The 18,162-nt window shown below is 60.4% G+C and carries 18 protein-coding genes; 8 read left to right on the forward strand and 10 right to left on the reverse strand.

The window, feature by feature from the left end:
• The first annotated feature begins 81 nt into the window (after window positions 1–81).
• Entirely contained in the window at window positions 82–1,308 is a 1,227-nt protein-coding gene (locus tag BMZ35_RS08290) for a LysM peptidoglycan-binding domain-containing M23 family metallopeptidase (protein WP_093092888.1), read from the forward strand.
• Between the two features lie 87 nt (window positions 1,309–1,395).
• Here BMZ35_RS08290 and BMZ35_RS08295 read toward each other — a convergent pair whose 3' ends face one another.
• The 4 genes from BMZ35_RS08295 to BMZ35_RS08310 all read right to left on the reverse strand — a co-directional run bounded on the left by BMZ35_RS08295 (window position 1,396) and on the right by BMZ35_RS08310 (window position 3,986).
• The gene (locus tag BMZ35_RS08295) at window positions 1,396–2,235 is read right to left on the reverse strand and encodes an ATP-binding protein (RefSeq protein ID WP_093092890.1); all 840 of its coding nucleotides are present in this window, start codon (window positions 2,233–2,235) and stop codon (window positions 1,396–1,398) included.
• 123 nt (window positions 2,236–2,358) lie between these two features.
• Complete coding sequence (gene tatC, locus BMZ35_RS08300; protein WP_093092892.1) at window positions 2,359–3,252, reverse strand: twin-arginine translocase subunit TatC; 894 nt, start codon at window positions 3,250–3,252, stop codon at window positions 2,359–2,361.
• Complete coding sequence (tatB, locus tag BMZ35_RS08305) at window positions 3,249–3,752, reverse strand: Sec-independent protein translocase protein TatB (protein WP_093092894.1); 504 nt, start codon at window positions 3,750–3,752, stop codon at window positions 3,249–3,251. The genes tatC and tatB overlap by 4 nt, the downstream gene beginning before the upstream one ends.
• Window positions 3,753–3,770: 18 nt before the next feature.
• A complete protein-coding gene (locus BMZ35_RS08310) occupies window positions 3,771–3,986 on the reverse strand; it encodes a twin-arginine translocase TatA/TatE family subunit (RefSeq protein WP_093092896.1) in 216 nt (71 codons plus the stop codon).
• A 192-nt stretch (window positions 3,987–4,178) separates the two neighbouring features.
• Between BMZ35_RS08310 and BMZ35_RS08315 the strand changes: the two genes are divergently transcribed.
• Both BMZ35_RS08315 and BMZ35_RS08320 read left to right on the forward strand, forming a co-directional pair.
• Window positions 4,179–4,841 carry a helix-turn-helix transcriptional regulator gene (locus BMZ35_RS08315; RefSeq protein ID WP_093092898.1) on the forward strand — a complete coding sequence of 221 codons (663 nt, stop codon included), beginning with the start codon at window positions 4,179–4,181 and terminating at the stop codon, window positions 4,839–4,841.
• A gap of 65 nt (window positions 4,842–4,906) precedes the next feature.
• Window positions 4,907–5,452 (forward strand): NADase-type glycan-binding domain-containing protein, encoded by a 546-nt coding sequence (locus BMZ35_RS08320; RefSeq protein WP_093092900.1) that lies wholly within the window; start codon window positions 4,907–4,909, stop codon window positions 5,450–5,452.
• Window positions 5,453–5,461: 9 nt separating this feature from the next.
• Here the strand turns inward: BMZ35_RS08320 and BMZ35_RS08325 are convergent, their stop codons facing one another.
• The 3 genes from BMZ35_RS08325 to BMZ35_RS08335 all read right to left on the reverse strand — a co-directional run bounded on the left by BMZ35_RS08325 (window position 5,462) and on the right by BMZ35_RS08335 (window position 8,576).
• Window positions 5,462–6,562 carry an ABC transporter ATP-binding protein gene (locus BMZ35_RS08325; protein WP_242654740.1) on the reverse strand — a complete coding sequence of 367 codons (1,101 nt, stop codon included), beginning with the start codon at window positions 6,560–6,562 and terminating at the stop codon, window positions 5,462–5,464.
• Between the two features lie 99 nt (window positions 6,563–6,661).
• Window positions 6,662–7,792, reverse strand: a complete 1,131-nt coding sequence (locus BMZ35_RS08330) for a hypothetical protein (RefSeq protein ID WP_093093324.1) — start codon at window positions 7,790–7,792, stop codon at window positions 6,662–6,664.
• A gap of 4 nt (window positions 7,793–7,796) precedes the next feature.
• Window positions 7,797–8,576 carry an SDR family oxidoreductase gene (locus tag BMZ35_RS08335; protein ID WP_093092902.1) on the reverse strand — a complete coding sequence of 260 codons (780 nt, stop codon included), beginning with the start codon at window positions 8,574–8,576 and terminating at the stop codon, window positions 7,797–7,799.
• A 141-nt stretch (window positions 8,577–8,717) separates the two neighbouring features.
• Between BMZ35_RS08335 and BMZ35_RS08340 the strand changes: the two genes are divergently transcribed.
• The 5 genes from BMZ35_RS08340 to BMZ35_RS08360 all read left to right on the forward strand — a co-directional run bounded on the left by BMZ35_RS08340 (window position 8,718) and on the right by BMZ35_RS08360 (window position 14,732).
• Window positions 8,718–9,728: a Hint domain-containing protein gene (locus tag BMZ35_RS08340; RefSeq protein WP_242654741.1), complete on the forward strand. Its 1,011-nt coding sequence runs from the start codon at window positions 8,718–8,720 to the stop codon at window positions 9,726–9,728.
• Window positions 9,729–9,780: 52 nt separating this feature from the next.
• Window positions 9,781–11,388 carry a peptide chain release factor 3 gene (locus BMZ35_RS08345; RefSeq protein ID WP_093092904.1) on the forward strand — a complete coding sequence of 536 codons (1,608 nt, stop codon included), beginning with the start codon at window positions 9,781–9,783 and terminating at the stop codon, window positions 11,386–11,388.
• A gap of 47 nt (window positions 11,389–11,435) precedes the next feature.
• A complete protein-coding gene (locus BMZ35_RS08350) occupies window positions 11,436–12,191 on the forward strand; it encodes a hypothetical protein (protein ID WP_093092906.1) in 756 nt (251 codons plus the stop codon).
• The gene (locus tag BMZ35_RS08355; protein ID WP_093092908.1) at window positions 12,188–13,147 is read left to right on the forward strand and encodes a glycosyltransferase family 2 protein; all 960 of its coding nucleotides are present in this window, start codon (window positions 12,188–12,190) and stop codon (window positions 13,145–13,147) included. Before BMZ35_RS08350 ends, BMZ35_RS08355 begins: the two co-directional genes overlap by 4 nt.
• Window positions 13,148–13,322: 175 nt before the next feature.
• Window positions 13,323–14,732: a DEAD/DEAH box helicase gene (locus tag BMZ35_RS08360; protein WP_093092910.1), complete on the forward strand. Its 1,410-nt coding sequence runs from the start codon at window positions 13,323–13,325 to the stop codon at window positions 14,730–14,732.
• A 37-nt stretch (window positions 14,733–14,769) separates the two neighbouring features.
• On the opposite strand, the gene BMZ35_RS08365 is transcribed toward BMZ35_RS08360, so the two are convergent.
• The 3 genes from BMZ35_RS08365 to BMZ35_RS08375 all read right to left on the reverse strand — a co-directional run bounded on the left by BMZ35_RS08365 (window position 14,770) and on the right by BMZ35_RS08375 (window position 18,143).
• Window positions 14,770–15,639, reverse strand: a complete 870-nt coding sequence (locus BMZ35_RS08365; protein WP_242654742.1) for a HalD/BesD family halogenase — start codon at window positions 15,637–15,639, stop codon at window positions 14,770–14,772.
• A gap of 63 nt (window positions 15,640–15,702) precedes the next feature.
• Window positions 15,703–17,370 (reverse strand): ribonuclease J, encoded by a 1,668-nt coding sequence (locus BMZ35_RS08370; protein ID WP_093092914.1) that lies wholly within the window; start codon window positions 17,368–17,370, stop codon window positions 15,703–15,705.
• On the reverse strand, window positions 17,367–18,143 hold the full coding sequence (locus BMZ35_RS08375; protein WP_093092916.1) for a type III pantothenate kinase: 777 nt from the start codon (window positions 18,141–18,143) through the stop codon (window positions 17,367–17,369). The genes BMZ35_RS08370 and BMZ35_RS08375 overlap by 4 nt, the downstream gene beginning before the upstream one ends.
• Window positions 18,144–18,162: the final 19 nt, after the last annotated feature.

An 18,162-nucleotide genomic window follows, 5' to 3' on the forward strand; every position in this document is an offset into this window, starting at 1 on the left:
CCGCGCCATTTTGAAATTGACGAATGACAAACGGCCCCGGCGCAAGACCAACCAACAAGGGGCGCATGCGAGGGCATCGAGATGGGAATTTTTCCGGGTAAACCTGCACGACTGGCGATGGCCGGGTTGTGTCTTGCGCTGGTCGCCGCCTGCGACGACGGATTTGACGTGGACCTGCGCGGCGGATTGGGCGCCGGGCTGGACACCACCACCGCCGCCAAGACCGCAACCGCCAAACGCCCCCGCCCCGACAATCGCGGCATCATCTCCTATCCCGGCTACCAGGTGGCCGTGGCCAAGCGCGGCGATACGCTGAGCGATGTTTCGGCGCGCGTCGGCATCCCGGCAAGCGAACTGGCCAAGTACAATGGCATTCAGCCAGACGCCCGGTTGCGCGACGGCGAAATCGTTGCGCTGCCCTACAAGGTGGCTGAACCTTCCGCGGCAACCGGTGGCACCGGTATTGTGCAGCCCCCGCAAAGCGATGTCGACATTGCCGCCATCGCCGGAAATGCCATCGACAAGGCCGAACCCGAAGTGGCGACGGAAACGCTCGCCCCGGCCGCAGCACCCGCCCCCAATACCCAAACGGGCTATGAACCGATCCGCCACAAGGTCAAGCGCGGCGAAACGGCCTTTACCATCTCGCGGCTCTACAATGTCTCGGTACGCTCCCTTGCAGAATGGAACGGGCTGGGCAGCGACTTCACCATTCGCGAAAACCAGATCCTGCTGATCCCCCCGGCCGATCCCGTGGCCGAGAAAAAGGCAAAGAGCACATCGTCGACCTCTGCAGCGGCCCCCGCCGCGGCAGCAGCCGCAGCAGCGACCACGCTGCCCGGTCAGGGATCACCGACGCCGACGCCGCCCAGCTCGACCAAGCCGCTGCCCCCGGATGACACCAAGACCAAGGTTGCTGCGCCGCAATCCCCGGATCTCGGCAAGACGCAGTCCGCCAGCAGCGCGCGCATGAGCTATCCGGTCGACGGCAAGATCATCCGCCCCTATTCCAAGGGCAAGAACAACGGCATTGATATCGCGGGCAAAGCCGGCACCCCGGTCAAGGCAGCTGCCGATGGCAAGGTTGCCGCAATCACCACGGATGCGGACGATGTCAAGATTGTCGTGCTGCGCCACAGCGACAATCTCATGACGGTCTATTACAACGTCGATACGGTGAAAGTGTCCAAGGGGGCCAGCGTCAAAAGGGGCGAGGCCCTTGCCGTACTGCCCGCCAAAGACAGTTTCGTGCATTTCGAGGTTCGCAAGGGCTTCGACAGTGTCGACCCGATGCCCTACCTGAAATAACTTGCCGCAGGGGCGCTGCCCCGTCTCAGCAAGCTGAGTCTCCCCGGGGTATTTTTGGAAAAAGAAAGTGCTGCGTGGCGACCGGAGTCAGAGCGCCACGCCACGACGCCCAGCCAGATCCGTAAAGTATTGCCACGCCACGCGGCCCGACCGCGCCCCGCGCGTGGCCTGCCATTCAATCGCCTCGGCGCGCAGGGTTTCATCGTCAATTTCGACGCCGTGGGCATCACAATAGCCGCGGATCATGGCAAGGTAGTCGTCCTGCGTGCAGGGGTGGAAGCCGAGCCAGAGGCCAAAGCGGTCCGAAAGGGAGACTTTTTCCTCGACCGCCTCAGAGGGATTGATCGCGCTCGAGCGTTCATTTTCGATCATGTCCCGCGGCATCAGGTGTCGGCGGTTGGAGGTGGCATAAAAGACCACGTTGTCCGGGCGGCCTTCGATACCGCCATCCAGAACCGCCTTGAGCGATTTGTAATGCTGGTCATCATGGCTGAACGAGAGGTCGTCACAGAACAGCAGGAACCGTTCATCGCGCCCGCGCAACAGGTTCAACAGACGCGCGACACTGGGCAGGTCTTCGCGTTGCAATTCCACGATCTTGAGCGGTAGCCCCTGTTTCAGCACTTCTGCATGCACCGCCTTGACCAGCGAAGATTTCCCCATGCCGCGCGCGCCCCACAACAGCGCATTGTTGGCCGGAAGACCGCGCGCGAACTGCAACGTGTTCTCCAGCAGCGTATCGCGCGACCGGTCCACCCCGATCAGGAGGTCGATCTCCACGCGGTTGATCCGCGCCACTGACTCGAGCCGATCCGGGTCCACGTGCCAGACAAAACCGTCCGCCGCCGAGAAATCCGGCGCCGCCAAAGGGGCGGGCGACATGCGTTCAAGGGCATCGGCAATACGGGTCAGCGTGGCATCGTTCATTTCGGCTCTCCAGTCTTTGCTCGCGGCCCAGAAACCACGATCAGAAGACGGCGGCAAGGGGGAGATACGCAAGCGGCGCGCGGGTGATCCCGCGCGCCGTATCCGACCTTCGGTGGGTCTTGGTCATTTCGAAGCTTCGTCGTCCTCGTCGAACTCTTTCATCAGAGGATCGTCAAACTCTTCTTCATCGTCATAGTAACCATCGGCGCGCAGCTGAGCCTCGCGCTTGGCTTCGACGCGGCGCACGAGGAAGATCGAAATCTCGTAAAGCCCGTAGACCACGACAAACAGGATCACCTGCGTGATCACGTCCGGCGGCGTCACCAGCGCAGCCAGCACGAGGATGCCGACCACTGCGTATTTGCGCACGGTGCCCAATCCCTCGGCGCTGACCAGACCGGCCTTGCCCATCAGGGTCAGAAGCACCGGAAGCTGGAAACACAGGCCAAAGGCGACGATGAACTTGATGGTCAGATTCAGGTATTCCTGAGCAGAGCCCTGGAACACGACCGACAGGGGCGCCGCATTCATGCCGCCTTCTACAACCGCTTCGCCTTCTCCGCCAAACTGCTGGAACCCGAGGAAAAAGTCATAGGCCAGCGGCGTGACCACGAAGAACGCGAACGACGCGCCCAGAAGGAACATGAAAGGAGAGGCGATCAGAAACGGCAGGAACGCGCCCTTCTCGTTCTTGTAAAGCCCCGGCGCCACAAATCGCCACATCTGCAGGGCGATATAGGGAAAGGCGAGGATCAGACCGCCCAGCAATGACACCTTGATCGCCACGAAGAACCCTTCCTGCGGCGAAATGAAGATCAGGTCGCAGTCCTGTCCCCGCTCGGCCAGAACCGAGCACAACGGCGCAGTCAGGAAGTTGAAGATCGGGGTGGCCACCGTGAAACAGATGATCATGCCGATCAGGAAGGCGACCACCGAGTGAATCAGGCGGTTGCGCAGTTCGGCCAGATGCTCGATCAGCGGGGCCGAGCTGTCGTCGATCTCGTCAGTGCTGCTCATGCTTTGGAATCCTCGGCGGAATCAGTGGTTTGCGTGGCCTTGCGTGCCGCATCGGCACGGGCCTTGGCTTCGGCGGCTGCTTCCTCGGCTGCCTTGGCCTCGGCATCCAGACGTTCCTGGGCCTTCTTCGCCGTCGCTTCCTGGATCTTGTGGGCATCCTCGGCACGCTGTGCGGCCAGCTTGCCCGTTTCACTCTCGGGATCAAGGTTCAGGTCCGTAACCGACTTGGCCGTCTCCTTGACCGCATCTGTTGCAGCCTTGACCGGGTTCGTGACCTTGTTCAGCCCATCTGTCGCGCTCCGGAATGTGTCGGTCACATCCTTCACGCCAGCCTGATCCGCAGCCTGGTTCATGGCCGTCGAAAACTCACGCGCCATACCCTTTGCCTTGCCCACGAACCGCCCCACCGAGCGGAACAGAACAGGCAAATCCTTGGGGCCGACGACGATCAGCGCGACGATGCCGATCACCAGCAGTTCAGTCCAACCCAGATCGAACATCTATCAGGCGCCTCCGGCTCAGACTTTGTCTTTTTCGTCTTCGGGGGTAACGTCCTTGGCCGTGTTGGCGGCTTCTTTTTCAAGCTCTTCCTGGCCTTCGTTGATGCCGCGCTTGAACGAGGTGATGCCCTTGCCGACTTCGCCCATCAGCGAGCTGATCTTGCCACGGCCAAACAGCACGAGCACGACAACGGCGATCAGAAGAAGGCCCGGCAGACCGATATTGTTCAACATGTCTTTATCTCCCTAGCATCGGGCGCCGCGCGGGCGTCCCGGTAAATGACGCCTCAGTCCTAGCGCCTTGTTGACCGGTGGAAAAGCGCCAAACATCATGTCAGATGCGCCGATTGGGGGTGTTTGTGCACTTGTTTTGTCATTATCCTGTCAGTTGTCAGCTTTTTGTCAGTTGAAGGTTAAATCAGCGCCATGAAACGAGCGGATCGGCTCTATGCCCTGATCGAGATATTGAAGGATGGCCGCCTGCACCGGGCCGAGGACATGGCCAAGCGGCTTGGGGTTTCCATGCGTACGATATACCGCGACATGGAAACCCTCGCGGCAAGCGGTGTGCCCGTCGAAGGCGAACGTGGGCTGGGTTACGCCGCGCGTGCCGCGATCACACTGCCCCCCCTGAACCTGACGGAATCGGAACTCGAGGCGCTTCACATCGGCTTGGCTGCGGTGGGCGGCGGAATGGAAGGGGATCTGCGCGAAGCGGCCGAATCGCTCAGCGCCAAGATTGACGCTGTACTGCCCGAAGACAGCCGCGCCGCGCCCAAGAGCTTTGGTTTTGCCATCTACCCCTTTGCCGACGCTGCGCAGGGGTTCCGTCATCTGACCCCCTTGCGCACGGCCATTCGCGCGCGGCAAAAGCTGCGCCTTACGCTGACCGACGGGCGCATTTGCGACGTTCGACCGCTCAAGATGGACTATTGGGGGCGCGTGTGGACTTGCGTCGTCTGGAGCGAAACCGGGGACGCGTTTGAAACACTCCGGGTTGATCAGATCGATACCGTCACCATCCTGCCCGGCCTGTTCGTGGAGGAACCGGGCAAGCGTCTTCAGGATTTTCAGGTCCAAACCCGTTGAGGCACATCATGGCGCCTGTCACGGGATCGTCCTACACTCCAAGCGTTACGACAAAGGAGGTTCTCATGAAGCGCCCGATTTACGCCTTTTCTTCGCTGGTCGCTCTGGCGTCACCTCTCGCGGCCCAGCCCTTGTGCGAAACGATGCTCGGAACGCAAGCGTTCGACTATCAATCCATTTGCGTCAGCAGTGCCTTGGCGCCGCAATCAGGCAACCGGTACGACATTGGCTCGATGCGTGACGCCAACGATTACACCGCTTGGTGCGAAGGTGTCCCGGGACCCGGGATCGGAGAACAGATCACGCTGAGCTATCGGTTTGCCGGACCACTTGAGCGGATCTGGATCAGCAATGGCTACGCCAAGTCGCCCAAGTCCTTTGCGGATAATGGACGCATTCGCGACATCACGGTGCATTTCTGGGCCGTGGACGATCCCCAACGTCGGACACTGCAGTATCGCCTCGCGGATCACGGCAAGGAACAGCCCATCCCGATCCCTTGGACCACTTTACAGCCTCGGGCGATCGAAATCGTGATCGACAGCGTCTATCCCGGCGCCCGCTGGCAGGATACCTGCGTCAACGAGTTCTGGCCGGATTTCGGTATGTGAACAGACGGTTCAATCCTTGGCCGGAAACACGAAACACCGGTCGCGGCGGATGGTCAGCCAAAGCGGCGTCCCCTCGCCCGGCAGGAACACGTTTGGCACCGTGACCTTGAGCTCGGATCCGTCATAGTCCATGCGGAATTCAACAAGGCTTTCATTGCCCATGAATCGTGCGCGCTTCACGATACCCCGCGCCGCCACGCCGTCGCTGGCGGTCGGCAATGGCCCTTTGCCATCACGGTCAAAGTCGAGCTTGAGATGCTGCGGGCGGATCACGATGTCCACCTTGGCGCCGTCCGCCAGCCCCGGCGTCAGGAACTGGCCAAAGGGCGTGTCGGTCAGCGCACCTTTGGAAACGCCCCGGATCACGTTGATATCGCTAAAGAAACCAACCGCCTCACGATCCACGGGCGCGTTGTAGATATTGTAGGGCGCGCCTTGCTGAACAATCTTTCCGTGCCGCATCAGCGCAATTTCATCTGCCATGCGCATCGCTTCTTCCGGCTCATGTGTCACCAGCATCACCGCCGTGTCTTCTTCCTTGAGAAGGCTCAACGTCTGATCCCTGATTTCATCACGCAACCGGTTGTCGAGCCCGGAAAACGGCTCGTCCATCAACATGATCCGCGGCCGTGGCGCCAGCGCGCGCGCCAGCGCGATCCGCTGCTGTTCCCCCCCCGAAAGGACATGCGGAAACTCGTCAATCGCCCAGCCCAGGTTGACCTTGGCCAAAAGCGCCTCGACGCGCGCCCGTTTTTCATCTTTGCTGGTCTTCAGACCAAAGGCCACGTTGTCCGCCACACTCAGATGCGGGAACAGGGCAAAATCCTGAAACATCAGGCCGATATGGCGCCGCTCAGGTGGGATGCGGAACACCGTGTCACAGATCAGCTTGCCGTCGACATAGATTTCGCCGCTGTCCTGCATGTCGACCCCGGCAATCATGCGCAGCGTCGTTGATTTGCCGCAGCCCGACGGCCCCAGCAGGCAAAGCACCTGCCCCGGTTGGATGGTCAGCGATACGTCATCGACCACCTGCCGGTCACCAAAGGCGCGACGCAGGTGGCGAACTTCCAGCCGGGGCGGAGGAGTGGTTTGGGTCTGCGACTGCACGGGTGCCTCTTGCAATCCCCGAGGGAATTCATCGGGTTTGCCCGAGATGTACCAGCCCCCCCGCCCCGCTTCAACCCTGCGAACGCATCTCAAAAGCGATCAGGAGGTCAGCTCAAAGCCGATCTCGCCCATCACCTTGCCGTTGACCTGAATGGCAACCCTGTGCGGACCCGGATGCAGGGTAAACGTGGTGGCATTGCCCTTGAGGGGATGCGCCTTGGCCAGCCGCAGCCGCCCTTCGGCAGGGACAAGCCCCTGTTTGAGCTTGAACACTTTCCTGCCCTGCCGCCCATTGGGTCGGTGAAACGTGATCACATAGTCAACCAGAACCGGCACGGGCGCCCCGCCCCGCGTTTCCAGAACCACGGAAAGGTCCAGCGTTTCGCCAATCGCCAGCCGATCCTGCGCCAAGGCCAATTCTGCAACCGCCACCGGCGCGTCCTGATGATAACCCAGCAACGCCAGCGCGCCGGGTTCTCCTTGCTTGACCAGCGTCCGCAGCCCGTGGCGCGTCATCCAGTCCAGCTCTCGTTTGTCCTGCCGGTCCGCCTCTTGCCATTCTTTCAGACGCGAGATGACCTGATCCGGCGCAAACTTGGCGATGTCATTGAGATGATTGGCCACTGAGCGCGTCACATACCGTGTCGGATCGGCGTGGAGCGTGTCCAAAAGGGGCAGCGGCTCCGTTGGATCAAGGTCGATCTTCTTCGCCCAAGGCAGCTTGGGCCGCGTGCCTTCGCTTACCAGACGGCGCACATGGTAATTCTCGTCTTCGGCCCAACGCCGCAACCGCGCCATTGTCTCTTCGGGCCAGCGATTGAGAAACGGACGAATGTAGAACTCCATCGAAAACCGCTGCGTCGCCGCGTGCAGCAGGTCCAGCGCCCGCTCCCGGTGGGCTTCCAGCCCGTGCCGCACCGCCAGAATACCCGGCACCGCATGAATGAACCGCCCGAAATCATCATCGCGCAGCGTCGGGTCCAACGGCGCGGGCATCGCCGCTTCCAACTGCGCGGCCATTGTCACGAAATCGGCGGCAAGACGTTTTTCCACGCAATCCGCGATCCACTCCAGTCGCTCCAGAAGTTCGCGCCCCTCAAGGCCCGCCACCACCTCGGTGTGAAAATCTTCGGCGTCAAAACCGGGAATGGCGGCAGAATACTCTGCCGCCAGGTCCCCAAGGCTGTCCGCGTTGAACAGCTGATCCTTCAGAGAAAACCCCTGTGCCAAGGGATCAGAGCGTCGCGTTGATGTTGCCGCCATCCAGAAGGACGTTCTGCCCCACCATGAAGGCCGCATATTGCGAGCACATGAACGCGCAGGTGGCGCCAAAATCGCGCGGATTGCCATCCTTGCCGGCCGGAATTGTCGCCTGCCGCGCCGCGCGTGCCTCTTCGACGCTTTGCCCGCTTTTTTCGGCATTGCCCTTGTCGAGCGCCGCGATCCGGTCGGTGTCATGACTACCGGGCAACAGGTTGTTGATGTTCACTCCGAAAGGCGCGACCTGACGCGACGTGCCCGCGACATACCCGGTAAGCCCGGCCCGTGCCGAATTCGACAGGCCCAGAACCGCGATTGGCGCCTTGACCGATTGCGAGGTGATATTGACCACCCGGCCCCAGCCCCTGTCGATCATACCAGGGACCAATGCTTTCATCAGGGCAATCGGTGTCAGCATATTGGCCTCGAGCGCGGCAAGAAAATCCTCGCGCTCCCAGTCGGTCCACATACCCGGCGGTGGACCTCCGGCATTGTTGACCAGAATATCAACACCCTGCGCAGCCTCGATCAGGGCCGCCTGCCCGTCCTGCGAAGTCACGTCACAGGCCACGGTCACGACATCAACACCGAATTCCTTGCGGATCGCCTCGGCCGACGCCTCAAGCGCCTCGGCCCCGCGCGCATTCATGATCAGGTCCACGCCCTCAGCCGCAAGCGCCCGCGCACAGGCCAAACCCAATCCCTTGGACGACGCACATACCAGGGCACGCTTGCCCTTGATTCCCAAATCCATGCGATTCTCCCCTTAATTGATGCGCACAGAAAACACCTATCAGCCCGAGGATGCCAGCATATTGCCCGTGCTCAGGCGTCATGCTGCCACAATGTTTCTTTACCTCTTGAACATATCTTACCCGCAAGAGATTCTGAGCGTATGTCGCCGCAAATGCACAATTCAGCCCTGCCCTCGCAGCGTCTGCCTGTTTATCAGGCCGATATGCTGCGGGTCATCAATGGCGCCAATTTGGGCGATGGCTTGTCATATTCCGAAGAAATGGTACCGGATGACACCTATGTGCTTACCTCCGAGGCCGAACCACACAGCCTTCTGCTCGAGGCAGACGATAAAGGCCAGTTCCTGATCGCGGGCGACGCAACACTAGGCAGCCCCGGCGCGCGTGTTTTCCTTGATTGCGTGGCAACCTTCATGCCGCCCTCCGGCGACACAATCGAAGTGCTTGTTCTTGTCGAGGTGGACGAAGACGGCAACATCGCCGAAATCTACGGCGCCCCGCTGGCCCCTCTGGCACACAAGACCGAGTATTCGCTTGTGGGTGTCGACCGCGACATCGCCGTCACCCGGCTTGCGCAACTGGCTTGCGTGAGCTTCACTCGGGGTACGCGCATCACCACAGCCACGGGCGAACAGAAACCGATCGAGGACCTGCGCGTCGGCGACCGCGTGCTGACCCGCGATGACGGTCCACAGGAGCTGCGCTGGATTGGCCATTCGACTCAGCGCGCCATGGGTGAATTTGCCCCCATCGTGATCACCGCAGGGACGCTCAATAATACAAATGACCTCAAGGTCAGCCCGGAACACCGCCTGTTCATCTACCAGCGACATGACCAGATTGGCGCAGGACGCTCCGAATTGCTGGTCAAGGCGCGCCATCTTGTGAACGGCGACACGGTTTTTGTACAGGAAGGCGGTTTCGTCGATTACTTTCAGCTGATGTTCGACAGTCACCAGATCATCTTTGCCGAAGGCATCTCCGCCGAAACCATGCAGATTGACACGCGCACCCGCGCCGTGCTGCCCCAGGACATGAAAGAAGACCTGCCCGGTCACGAACGGCGCCGTCATCACGAATACGAAGTGCATGAAAGCCTGCTTGATCGCCCGGATGCGGCCGCCCTTCTGAAACGCGCCTCTTCCAAGTAACACAGCGCGCTTTTTCTTGCGATTTGGCGCGCGCGCACCTATACGCGCGCTCATGTTGGATGACCGTACAAACCGCCCCGAATTGCCGCCCGAGATTGCGCGCCGCCGCACCTTTGCGATCATCTCGCACCCGGATGCCGGCAAGACCACGCTGACCGAAAAGTTCCTGCTTTACGGTGGCGCGATTCAGATGGCCGGACAGGTCCGCGCCAAGGGAGAGGCGCGTCGCACACGTTCGGACTTCATGAAGATGGAACAGGACCGCGGTATCTCGGTCTCGGCCTCGGCCATGTCGTTTGATTTTGGCCCCTACCGTTTCAACCTCGTCGACACGCCGGGCCACTCGGATTTCTCCGAGGACACCTATCGCACGCTGACGGCCGTGGATGCCGCCGTGATGGTGATCGACGGTGCCAAGGGCGTTGAAAGCCAGACGCAAAAACTGTTTGAAGTCTGCCGGTTGCGCGACCTTCCTATCCTGACTTTCTGTAACAAGATGGACCGGGAAAGCCGCGACACGTTCGACATTATCGACGAAATTCAGGAAAATCTTGCCATCGACGTCACCCCCGCCTCGTGGCCCATCGGCATGGGGCGCGAATTCATGGGGTGTTATGACCTTCTGAATGACCGTCTGGAACTAATGGACCGCGCCGACCGGAACGTCGTTGCCGAATCTATCCAGATTGAAGGTCTGGACGACCCCAAACTGGCAGAGCATGTCCCTGCGCACCTGCTCGAGCAGTTCCTGGAAGAGGTCGAAATGGCCCGCGAACTGCTGCCCGCGCTTGATCCGCAATCCGTGCTCGAAGGTCACATGACCCCGATCTGGTTCGGCTCGGCCATCAACTCTTTCGGGGTTCAGGAACTGATGCAGGGCATCGGCAATTACGGCCCCGGGCCGCAGGTTCAATCCGCTCAGCCACGCAAGATTTCTCCGGAAGAAACAAAGGTCTCCGGCTTTGTCTTCAAGGTGCAGGCCAACATGGATCCCAAGCACCGTGACCGGGTGGCGTTCGTACGCATGGCCTCCGGCCACTTCAAGCGCGGTATGAAACTGACCCATGTGCGCACCAAGAAACCAATGGCGATTTCCAACCCGGTTCTGTTCCTCGCCTCGGACCGCGAGTTGGCGGATGAGGCTTGGGCCGGTGACATCATCGGCATTCCAAACCACGGGCAACTGCGCATCGGCGATACCCTGACCGAAGGCGAAGCGCTGCGCGTGACGGGCATTCCCTCCTTTGCGCCGGAACTCCTGCAAGGCATCCGCGCGGGCGATCCTATGAAGGCCAAACACCTCGAAAAGGCGCTCATGCAATTTGCCGAGGAAGGCGCGGCCAAGGTCTTCAAACCGATGATCGGCTCGGGTTTCATCGTCGGCGTCGTCGGCCAGTTGCAGTTCGAGGTTCTCGCCAGCCGGATCGAGCTTGAATACGGCCTTCCCGTGCGCTTTGAGCAAAGCCAGTTCACCAGCGCACGGTGGGTGAGCGGAGACAGACAAGCCGTTGACAAGTTTGTCAATTCCAACAAACATCACATCAGCTATGACCATGACGGCGACGTGGTTTACCTTACGCGCCTGCAATGGGACATCGACCGTGTGGAACGGGACTATCCGGACGTCAAACTGACCGCCACCAAGGAAATGATGGTCTGATCCGATCTGCAATTGCATGGGGTTTTTCCCCATGCAATCATACCGCTATGACGGATGACGACCTGACCTATCCCGGCGGCCTGCCGGCCCTTCTGGACCGTTACGAAGGGCGGCGCGATCCGTTCAACTTCGGCCCCGAATCCCTGCCCCCACTGGATTGCGATCTGACCGCCCTGACATCGGCCATTGTTCCGCAATCGAAATCCGAAAAACATTCTGACGACGCGCGCACGTCCTGGGCGTGGAAGCGTCGGGACATTGCGCGCGAATTCATCGGCAATTCCGAACTGGCCTATCTTAACGGCCTCCTGATCTCGAACCTGCGCAAGCGCGATTTCCCGGAGCACGCTCCGGCCCTGTTCCGCCGCATCTGGAAAGAAGAAGCGGACCATCTGATCGGCGCGCTGAACCTGCGCTGGCTGGTATCCTCGGTACAGACCTTTGCCGACCACGGCGACACACCCACACAACGCGAAGTCGGCCACGCGCTGCGCATGTTGTTTGGCATGATGAAACTCTATGAGTTCGAACGCACGTTCAGCGGCAAAGCCCCCGACGACGCGTTTGGGTTTGGGCGCCGCGTCAAGGCTCGCTTGCCCCTCGACATGGAAAGCTTTTCTCTGAAATCCGGGGGCTTGGACATCAATCTTATTGCGCCGACCTGGGAGCAGGCACAGGGGGATCCCGTGATCGGGCCGCTCGCCTGTCACCTGCTGGAAGAGCTGAACCGCGAACAGGGCGGCGTGTTTCGACGTCTGCGGATCATGCGCGAACGCCGCGAACGGCAGATGGCCCGCAAATGAGCCGCTGGGGAATCGTTTCGACCATCAAGGCCCCACCCTCCGAGATTCTGGACTTTGTCGCTTACCACCTCGATCTGGGCGCGGACCACATGTTCATCTACCTCGACAACCAGAATCCCAGGGCCGAGGCGGCCTTGCAGACTCACCCAAGGGTAACAGTGACACGCACAGACGGCGACTACTGGAAAGCGCAGACCATCAAGAAGCCCGCCCGCCATCAACCACGCCAGACCGCCAATGCCAGCCACGCCTACAGGCGGGCGCACGGGCTGGACTGGCTGGCACATATCGACGTGGACGAGTTCCTTTGCCCGGCCGATCGCTCGGTAGGCGCCCTTCTGGGCGCCCTGCCAAGAGACATGGTCTGCGCCCGCGTCCGCCCCGCCGAGACGCTTGCCACGGACGGGGTTGCCGGGCTGGACCCGAACGCCACCTATTGCAAGGCGTGGATGCCCGGAGATGAAAGCCGCATCACCCTTGAAAAAGAGCTCTACCCCAATTTTGGCGGCTATATCCGGAGCGGCTTCGTCAGCCATGTCGTCGGGAAGATATTCATCCGCACCGGGCTGGAAAATCTCGATTTCCGCATTCACCGCGGCATGCAGGACAAGCAGGAAATCGGTCCGCGTACAGTGCTTGGCGGGATCGACCTGTGCCACCGGCACATTCCGAGTTGGGACACCTGGCAGAAGATCATGGATTACCGCATGACCAAAGGGTCCTACCGCAGCGAACTCAAACCCACCCGCAAGCCCGAGCTCGGCGGACTGTCCCTCAACGAATTGTTTTCCTTTCTTCTACAGGACGGCGGCAAGGACGCGCTCAGGGCATTTTTCGACGAGGTCTGCCTCGCCCGCCCGGAACTCCTGCAAAAACTGCGAGAAAATGGCCTTTTGCGGGTCTATCACCTTGACGCTGCGACCAAGAGAAAGAAACATTTCCCAGAATTTGAGTGAATTGTTGCCCAATCGGCAACAGCCTACCCAAGCCATGTCGGCTTTGTTGACCAACTGCCAACAGTCGGATAGAAGACGCGCGTGGATCATTGACGCTCTGCCAGGCGAGGCCATACGGGCCTGATCCAATCCTAGCCGCTACGGGCCGAGACGTGTCCGTAAATCACGGATACACATGACAAAATTTTCCGACTTGAACCTTAACCCGAAGGTGCTGAAAGCGATCAGCGAAGCGGGCTATGAAACCCCCACCCCCATTCAGGCAGGCGCCATTCCGCCCGCGCTCGAAGGCAAGGATGTTCTGGGCATCGCCCAGACCGGCACCGGCAAGACGGCAAGCTTCACGCTACCGATGCTGTCGCTTCTGGCCCGTGGACGTGCCCGCGCGCGCATGCCGCGCAGCCTCGTTCTCTGCCCCACACGCGAACTCGCCGCACAGGTGGCCGAAAACTTCGACACCTATTCCAAGCACCTGAAACTGACCAAGGCGCTGCTCATCGGCGGGGTCAGTTTCAAGGAACAGGACGCATTGATCGACAAGGGTGTCGATGTTCTGATCGCTACGCCGGGGCGTCTTCTGGACCATTTCGAACGCGGCAAGCTGTTGTTGACCGGCGTGCAGGTCATGGTCGTGGACGAAGCCGACCGGATGCTCGACATGGGCTTCATCCCCGATATCGAACGTATCTTCTCGCTGACGCCATTCACCCGCCAGACCTTGTTCTTCTCGGCCACGATGGCGCCGGAAATCGAGCGGATCACCAACACTTTCCTCTCCGCACCTGCGCGGATCGAAGTCGCCCGCCAGGCTACTGCCTCAGAGACCATCGAACAGGGCGTGGTGATGTTCAAAGCCTCCCGCCGCGACCGTGAAGGCAGCGAAAAACGCCGGGTCCTGCGGGGTCTGATCGACATGGAAGGCGATGCCTGCACCAACGCGATCATCTTCTGCAACCGCAAGACGGATGTGGATATCACCGCGAAATCGCTCAAGAAATACGGCTATGACGCTGCTCCGATCCATGGTGATCTGGACCAGTCGCAGCGGACCCGTACATTGGATTCCTTCCGCAACGGCGAATTGCGTATCCTCGTTGCCTCGGACGTTGCCGCACGCGGCCTTGACGTTCCCAGCGTCAGCCATGTGTTCAATTTCGACGTTCCCGGCCACGCCGAGGATTACGTGCACCGCATTGGCCGCACTGGGCGTGCCGGGCGCGAAGGCAAGGCATTCACCATCTGCACGCCGCGCGATGAAAAGGCTTTCGACGCCGTGGAAGCGCTGATCCAGAAAGAAATTCCGCGCGTTGAGAACCCTGCCAAACCCGAGGAACGCAAATCGCGCCGCAAGAGCGACAAGCCTGCCCCCGAAAAGGAACAGGCAGAGGCAGATCAGCCCCAAAAGGCACAGCCTGCTCCCAAAGCGGAAAGCGAAAAGCCAAATCGCGAGCGCTCGGACAAGTCCAGCAGCCGGGGCCGCTCGCGCGGGCGCTCGGGACGGGATCGCGACGACAACGTTGTCGGCATGGGAGATCACATGCCCTCGTTCATCGCACTCAGCTTTGAAGAGCGTTATGCGGGCTGAATAGAATGCGTTCGGGCAGCTTCGCCCGAACGTCTCCCTAGTCCAAAAGCGTATCACCGCGCAGCCCCGCGCGCTCCAGATGCACGGGCAAGACCCGACCATAAAGCTGCCGCGTGCGCTCCGGGGCGCCGACCATATCGGGCTTTTCGACATACGAGAAAATCGCCACGTAGCGGCGCCGTTTCCCTTTGAGCGGGGCCACCCGATGCAATGAGTAACGTCCCCGAAACAGTTGCAAGTCCCCCGGCTCCAGTTCCAGAATCGTCACTTGGTCAGACGTGCCATCAAGCACCTTTCTAACTTCTTCAAAGTTTTCATGATCTTCCCGGATACCCGGTGCATATTCGAAGGCCCCACCGCTTTCAGAGTTCTGGAGGGCAAGCGTCACAGTGAAATTGTTCGTATCAAAATGCCAGGGAAACCCGTTGCCCTCTTCGGCCATATTCACGATGACATCCGCCAAAGGGTTGGCATAGCGAAAGAAAGCCGTTTCCTGCAGACACGCCTGAATGAACGCATCAAAGCCATCACTGTCGTGAATACGGCGCAGCGGGCCATCCTTCTCAAAACAATCTGCGGCGATAAAGCTGTTTGAGCGGTCAAAGAACTGCCTGCGCGGGTCATCAGTGGGCAATGTCGGATCATCCGCGGTGAAATACGGATTGGTTCGGCTGAAACTGCGGTGCCCACGATGCGCGACAGAGTCCGCTTCCCTCACCAAGGGCCCAATCGCCTCAGGTCGCAAAAAGCCCTTGATCACAGCACAGCCGTCTTTTGCAAGTTCCTGACGCACACGCTCCAAGAGCGCAGCGCGCGCGGGCCCGTCCTCGTGGATGGGGTAACGGTCGAGATCGATCAGGTCATTGGCGACATGCGGCAAAGGGGCATTCTCCGATCCATGCCCCAATTAGCCCCCCTTGCCGACCCCGGTTCTAACAAGGAACCGACATCGACAAGGTCGCGAACCGACTTAGCTCAGGCGGCTGACAATCACCGTTACCTCCGGTTTCTTGCCGATCTCATCCCGACACGTATTGCGCGCGATCCGACGCAGCTCCCCTTCAAGCTTGTCATCATCGCTCAGCGTCTTGGCCTTGGCGCGTCCGAGGAACTGGGTCAGATCCTCCTCAAGCACATCCAAAAGCGGCGCATCCGAGCGTCCCATCTCGGGCAGGCCCTTCAATTCGCACCACGCTTCACCCAGCGGTTCGTCATCCTCATCCAGGATAACCGTTACAACCACATGCCCGTTCAGCGCCATGCGAATCCGGTCCCGCACGATCCCGTCCAGCGCCCCGATCTGCACCGCACCATCCAGATAGGTCCGCCCGGTTTCGACAAAGCCCGCAATCGACGGAGCCGATCCGCTCAAATCCAGCATGGTACCATTGACCGCGACGATTGACGCCCGCCCCGCATCCGCGGCCAGTTTGGCATGCTCGCGCAAATGACGATGTTCGCCGTGATTGGGAATAACCATGTGGGGGTTTACGATGTCATGCAGCCGCTTGAGATCAGGGCGATTGGCGTGTCCGGACACATGATACTTCCCGGTGCTATCATCCACCACGTCCACTCCCATTTCCGAGAATTGGTTGATGATACGAATGACACCGCGTTCATTGCCCGGAATGGTTTTCGAGCTGAACAGGAACAGATCGCCCTCCTTCAAGGTGATGCCATTGTATTTGCCCCGCGCCAGCTGCGCGCTGGCCGCCCGGCGTTCGCCCTGCGATCCCGTCACCAGCAGCATCAGGTTTTCGCGCGGCACTGATGCCGCGTCCTCCGGGCTGATCACCTTCGGAAAATTCTGCAAAACGCCCGTGGTGATCGCCGCTTCGATCATCCGCCGCATTGCCCGCCCCATCAGACAGATCGACCGCCCGGCGCGCTCACCAGCTTCAGCCAAAGTCTTCACCCGCGCCACGTTTGACGCAAAGGTCGTTGCCACCACCATGTTCGGCGCCGCCGAAACCAGCGCCTCGATCTCCGGGCCGACGCTGGCCTCCGACCGCCCCGGGTGGTCGGAAAACACGTTGGTCGAGTCACAGATCAGCGCCTTGACGCCCCCCTTGGACACATCGGCCCACAGGTCGGGATCAAAGGGTTCACCCACCACCGGCGTCTCGTCGAGCTTGAAGTCCCCCGAATGGATCACCCGTCCCGCCGGGCTGTCAATGACAAGACCCGCACTCTCGGGGATCGAATGGCTGATCGGCAGGAAACCAACCCGAAACGGGCCAGCCTCTGTCATCTCGGGCCATGCCGACACCGTGCGGACCGCCTCTTCCGGCTGCCCGCGATCGGCCATCTTGTGACGCGCAAGGTTGGCCGTGAAGGCGCGTGCATAGACTGGCACGCCCAGCTTTTCCCAGTAATGCCCTATCGCACCGATGTGGTCTTCATGCCCGTGGGTAATGAACACCGCATCAAGCCGATCCTTGTTTTCGTGCAGCCAGCTGACATCCGGAAAAATCAGATCAACCCCGGGGCTGCCATCCATATCCGAAAACGTGACCCCAAGATCCACGAGGATCAGGCGTTCGGCGTCCACAGGTCCATAGCCATAAACATAGGCATTCATGCCAATTTCACCCGCCCCGCCAAGGGGAAGATAGATCAGTCGTTCACTGCTCACGCGGCAATTTCCTTGTTATAGTTGTGAATGACCGTGAGGCCGTGCATGGTCAGGTCGTCTTCGAAACTGTCGAAAAGCTCGACCGATTGCTGGAACAACGGTGCCAACCCGCCCGTGGCGATGATCTTCATGGGCCGCTCCCGTTCTGCTTTGATCCGGTCACAGATTTCCCGCACCAGTCCGACATAACCCCAGAAGATCCCCGACTGGATGCAGGCCACCGTGTTGGTCCCGATCACCGACTGCGGTTTGGCGATATCGACATGCGGCAGCGCGGCGGCGGCATTGTGCAGCGCCTCAAGGCTCAGGTTCACCCCGGGCGCAATCACACCCCCGATATAAGCCCCATCCGCCGAGACCACGTCAAACGTGGTCGCCGTTCCGAAATCCACCACGATCAGATCACCACCATGGCGTTCGAACGCCCCCGCCGTGTTGACGAGCCGGTCCGGGCCGACAATGGTTCCCTCATCAACCCGCGGCTCAGTCGGCAATGCACATTCCGGGCGTCCAACAACAAGCGGTCTACAGTTGAAAAAACGGTCCGCAAAGACGCGAAGGTTGAACACCACGCGCGGCACAGTGGACGAGATGATGACATCCGTGATGTCCGTTTCGATTCCGTAATGCTTGATCAATGTCGAGAACCACGTGAAATAGGCATCCGCCGTACGTGCATGATGTGTCGACGTCCTCAGCGTGCAGAGAAACTTCTCCCCGTCCCAGATCGAAAAAACCGTGTTCGTGTTTCCGCAGTCAATCGCCAGAAGCATCGCGCGCGTTCCCCTGCTG

Source organism: Shimia aestuarii (genome assembly GCF_900114635.1).
GTDB classification, from domain to species: domain Bacteria; phylum Pseudomonadota; class Alphaproteobacteria; order Rhodobacterales; family Rhodobacteraceae; genus Shimia; species Shimia aestuarii.

Excerpts from the sequence above, each read along its gene's own strand:
- BMZ35_RS08360 (WP_093092910.1), top strand. The coding sequence starts at position 13,323 with ATGACAAAATTTTCCGACTTGAACCTTAACCCGAAGGTGCTGAAAGCG.
- BMZ35_RS08340 (WP_242654741.1), top strand. The coding sequence starts at position 8,718 with ATGTCGCCGCAAATGCACAATTCAGCCCTGCCCTCGCAGCGTCTGCCT.
- BMZ35_RS08315 (WP_093092898.1), top strand. The coding sequence starts at position 4,179 with ATGAAACGAGCGGATCGGCTCTATGCCCTGATCGAGATATTGAAGGAT.
- BMZ35_RS08290 (WP_093092888.1), top strand. The coding sequence starts at position 82 with ATGGGAATTTTTCCGGGTAAACCTGCACGACTGGCGATGGCCGGGTTG.
- BMZ35_RS08335 (WP_093092902.1), bottom strand. The coding sequence starts at position 8,576 with ATGGATTTGGGAATCAAGGGCAAGCGTGCCCTGGTATGTGCGTCGTCC.
- BMZ35_RS08320 (WP_093092900.1), top strand. The coding sequence starts at position 4,907 with ATGAAGCGCCCGATTTACGCCTTTTCTTCGCTGGTCGCTCTGGCGTCA.
- BMZ35_RS08295 (WP_093092890.1), bottom strand. The coding sequence starts at position 2,235 with ATGAACGATGCCACGCTGACCCGTATTGCCGATGCCCTTGAACGCATG.
- BMZ35_RS08350 (WP_093092906.1), top strand. The coding sequence starts at position 11,436 with ATGACGGATGACGACCTGACCTATCCCGGCGGCCTGCCGGCCCTTCTG.
- BMZ35_RS08310 (WP_093092896.1), bottom strand. The coding sequence starts at position 3,986 with ATGTTGAACAATATCGGTCTGCCGGGCCTTCTTCTGATCGCCGTTGTC.
- BMZ35_RS08375 (WP_093092916.1), bottom strand. The coding sequence starts at position 18,143 with ATGCTTCTGGCGATTGACTGCGGAAACACGAACACGGTTTTTTCGATC.
- BMZ35_RS08355 (WP_093092908.1), top strand. The coding sequence starts at position 12,188 with ATGAGCCGCTGGGGAATCGTTTCGACCATCAAGGCCCCACCCTCCGAG.
- tatB (WP_093092894.1), bottom strand. The coding sequence starts at position 3,752 with ATGTTCGATCTGGGTTGGACTGAACTGCTGGTGATCGGCATCGTCGCG.
- tatC (WP_093092892.1), bottom strand. The coding sequence starts at position 3,252 with ATGAGCAGCACTGACGAGATCGACGACAGCTCGGCCCCGCTGATCGAG.
- BMZ35_RS08345 (WP_093092904.1), top strand. The coding sequence starts at position 9,781 with ATGTTGGATGACCGTACAAACCGCCCCGAATTGCCGCCCGAGATTGCG.